The sequence below is a fragment of the Pseudomonadota bacterium genome, assembly GCA_011049115.1.
GTDB lineage: Bacteria > Desulfobacterota > Anaeroferrophillalia > Anaeroferrophillales > Tharpellaceae > DSCM01.
This window is the reverse complement of record DSCM01000039.1, coordinates 1-2153: the sequence shown is the minus strand read 5'-3', so window position 1 is coordinate 2153 and position 2153 is coordinate 1. Positions and strand designations below refer to the sequence as shown.

At 52.8% G+C, this 2153-nt stretch carries 1 protein-coding gene; it reads right to left on the bottom strand.

All coding sequences use genetic code 11. The features are described from left to right. Positions 1-1685: DUF748 domain-containing protein (locus ENN66_03700; GenBank protein ID HDS15711.1), on the bottom strand; the 1685-nt coding region annotated here is incomplete at its 3' end. Positions 1686-2153 lie beyond the last annotated feature (468 nt).

Genomic DNA, 2153 nt, shown 5'->3' with positions numbered 1-2153 from the left:
CCTCCAGCCAGTTCCCCCCACAGACGGCCGCCGAGTTCAATTCCAGCCGGCAAAAACCCCTGCCCTGCCGACCGGCAGTCAGCCAGGGATGCGACGAAAACGGGATAAAACCGTTCCAGATCAACCGCAAAACAACCGGCGCTGTTGATTTGTGGATTACGGAAAAGATCGGAAAAGGAGACCTTCAGGGCTTCGACATGCAAACCGGCCAGGAATAATTCGAGTCCTTCCAGAATCAGCAGATCGTCCTGCAGGCGGGCGCGGCCGCCATTGAGCAGCAACGGAGCCTGCCCCTCAAGCAGCCCGACCCGTAGGCCGCGAGCCTGCATGGAACCGCCCAACACGCCCTGCTGCGAATTTTCCCGCGCCAAATGGACAATCTGACGATAACTGCCTTTAAGCCACAGTTCATCGACCGACAATTCGCCAAAATTCTGCAGTTTATTAAATGACGTTTCAAATCGGCAGGGCAGTAAACGCCAGGGCAGCAGGCCGGCCAGCCGGTGCGGACGGCAGGCGGGCATCTCGACCCGCGCCTCGATGGTGCCGTCCAGGCCCCGCCGGGCTTCATGCAGAAGGCAATAGCCATTGAGTTTCAAGCCATCGACAGCCAGTCTGAATTTTCGCATTTCAATGGTGTTGTAATGATCCGCCAGACAAAAATCATATTCCAGATCAAGACGTTGGCATTCAAGTTTGCGGCCGAAAACCTGAGGATAATCGAGCTCCGCCCGCCGCAGAGTGATTTTACCTACCGAGGAAAACAAACCCAGCAAAGAGCCCCGATAGGTCGAATCGATATCCACCCGGGCGCCGATAAACCTGATCGGAACATATTTCTGATAGTAGGGGAAATAATTGGCGGCATTGAGATCAACCGCCTGCACCCGGCAATTAAGCCGGATTTGTTCAAGCTGAAAAGGCAGGCCCAGGTTACTGCAGCGGCCGAAGATCTTGATTGAACCCGGATTTTCGTGATCCAGCACCTGAGCGTCCAGCCTGAAATCAGCTGGAGCCCCGGCCGCCCCCCACTCGCACCGAGCATCGAGATCCGCAAACCGGGTAATTACCGGACTCGCGGCAAAACTGCGGTCGGTCAGTTCCAGGGAACCATTAATGATTTCAATTTTCGCTTCCTCAAGATCGCCCAGAAAATGCCATCCGGCGAACCCGTTGGGCGGGGTCTGAACTTGGGCTGAAGGTTGAACCTGAACCTGGGCTGGAGTTGAGGCTTGGTCTGCGTTTGTCGAGTCAGGCTCCGGCAGGCCGGGGACCGCAACCTGCCGGTCGGTCGGCGGTAAAAACGCGGACCAGGGCGAACGCCCTTTTTCCAGGGAAAATACGATCCTGGGTTCCACCAGAACCAGCCGTTTGAGACGCAGTGTGCGCCGCAAAAGGGGCCCGGTGGAAAAACTGACCCTCGCCACCGCCGCGTCAATCCGTTGTCTGCCGTCATGGTCTGTCAGCCTGAAACCATTCACCTGAAAACCGGGGCCGTAGCGAAAGGTCAGACTGATGCGCTCGATACTGATTTGCCCATTGAACTTCGATTCCAGAAAAAGCAAAAGGCGGGGACGGAATTTCTCGAGATCAATCAGGTTGGGCAAACTGATCAAAAGAAGAAAGAACAGCAGTAAAAGCAAAGCCCCCAGCCGGGAAAACAAACGCCCGCGCCGGCTAAACATAAACTCGCCCCGGACGCAAACAAGCTGACAAGTTCTTCAGTCTGGCGCAAAACAAAAGCAGAACCTCCTTGAAAGCAAACAAAAGATTTTACCTGAGATAGTCCGACAGAGGGTGATTGTCAAGAAATTTAGTATCTTACAGGTTGTTTTCTGGTTTTTTCAACGTTTTTCAGACCACAAAAACAAGAAAATGTTAAGTGCTTCACGGGTTATCCCCCGAAGGGTGGTTGTGATACTCTAAAATTGATCAGTTAAAGAGCTAGTGATTACGGAAAATTGACCACCCACAGCGACCTTTTCTATATATGGTTTTTAAAACCATATATAGAGAGGTGAAAGGATGCCTAGGATGGATCAATATGAACATATCCGAACAGCCAATCGGGTATACGGTCACAGTCTCAGTAAGATTTCCAGAGATACTGGTCATTCACGCAACACCATTAGAAAGGCTTTGCAGTCTGAGAT